Below are 1,309 nucleotides of genomic sequence, written 5' to 3'. Positions count from 1 at the left end.
CGCTGAGTACGGCTTCTTCGTTAAGCAACTGCAAACGCTGAAAGAAACTTTGCGCGTATTGTTTAGAGAGGTCTTTTTGACTGGTAGGCAACGTAGTGATCACCGCCACCGCGGTAAGGGATAGCAAAACCAGCACCAATAGGATTTCTATTAATGTAAAACCGTTATGTTTTCGCATTTGTTTCATTAGTGCTGGCTTGCGCTCATTTTATTGGAAGTCTTGCATATTCCAGTTGCCAATATCCGCTGCTGGACCTTCACCGCCCTCTTGACCATCCGCACCTAGAGTGAAGATATCAATCGTGCCGTTGTCACCAGGGCTTAGGTATTGGTATGCATTACCCCAAGGGTCATTTGGAAGACGCTTGATGTAACCACCATCACGGTAGTTGCGCGGTTCTGGGTTAGAAGGCTTAGTAACCAATGCGTCTAGACCTTGGTCTGTCGTTGGGTACACGCTGTTGTCTAGCTTGTACATATCCAACGCGTTCTCTAACGCCACAATGTCAGTGATCGCTTTTTGTTGGTCTGCCTTTTCTTTGTTGCCTAGCAAGTTTGGAACAACAAAACTTGCCAAAATACCCAAGATAACAACAACTACCATCACTTCTAACAGTGTGAAACCGTGTTGCTTACTACGCTTAAACTTCATTTTTTTCTCCGAAAGTTAGATTCAAGCCACGTCTTAATTTAGACACGCCTTAATTCGAATATTATCCGCTCATCAAGTTATTCATTTCTAGCATCGGCATCAAGGTCGCCATGACAATGAATAACACCAATCCAGCCATCAATGCGATCAAGGCAGGAGTGAACACTCCCAACGCAATATTGACCGTAGATTCAAAGTTTTGGTCTTGGTTGTCCGCCGCACGCGTCAGCATGCTTTCTAACTCACCACTCTGCTCACCACTAGCGATCATATGCAGCATCATCGGTGGGAATAGACGGGTTTGATCCAGAGCTTTACGCAAGCTTGCCCCTTCACGGACGTTGTCTGCAGCAATCAACACTTGCTGCTTTACGTAACGGTTCGACATCACATCAACCGCCACTCGCATCCCTTCAAGAATTGGGATCGCACTTGAAGTACAAATCGACAAGGTACGAGCGAAACGAGCGGTATTGAGACCTTTAGAAATCTTACCAACGAGCGGCAAGCTGATGATTTTTCTGTCCCAAGACAAGCGAAAATCTGGTTTTTGCAATGCCAGTTTTAAGCCATAAAAACAAACTACTAGCACAGCAAAGATAATCAGCCCCCACTCTTGGACGAACTCACTAGCCGCCAGCAAAAATTGCGTCGACT

At 45.7% G+C, this 1,309-nt stretch carries 3 protein-coding genes; all 3 read right to left on the bottom strand.

The features are described from left to right. Positions 1–187, bottom strand: a 187-nt coding sequence (locus R7070_RS25440; protein ID WP_318141417.1) for a prepilin-type N-terminal cleavage/methylation domain-containing protein, incomplete at its 3' end; no start/stop codon positions are given. A gap of 21 nt (positions 188–208) precedes the next feature. Next, entirely contained in the window at positions 209–652 is a 444-nt protein-coding gene (gene gspG / locus R7070_RS25435; RefSeq protein ID WP_005465191.1) for a type II secretion system major pseudopilin GspG, read from the bottom strand. A 61-nt stretch (positions 653–713) separates the two neighbouring features. Next, on the bottom strand, positions 714–1,309 hold a 596-nt coding region (locus tag R7070_RS25430; RefSeq protein WP_318141416.1), incomplete at its 5' end, for a type II secretion system F family protein.

The organism is Vibrio sp. 1557 (genome assembly GCF_033340175.1).
In the GTDB taxonomy this organism is placed as follows: Bacteria; Pseudomonadota; Gammaproteobacteria; order Enterobacterales; family Vibrionaceae; genus Vibrio; species Vibrio alginolyticus.
This window is presented reverse-complemented; position numbering and strand designations above follow the sequence as displayed.

What these genes read in the sequence shown, in the direction of transcription:
- gspG (WP_005465191.1), bottom strand. Translation starts at nt 652, where the DNA reads ATGAAGTTTAAGCGTAGTAAGCAACACGGTTTCACACTGTTAGAAGTG.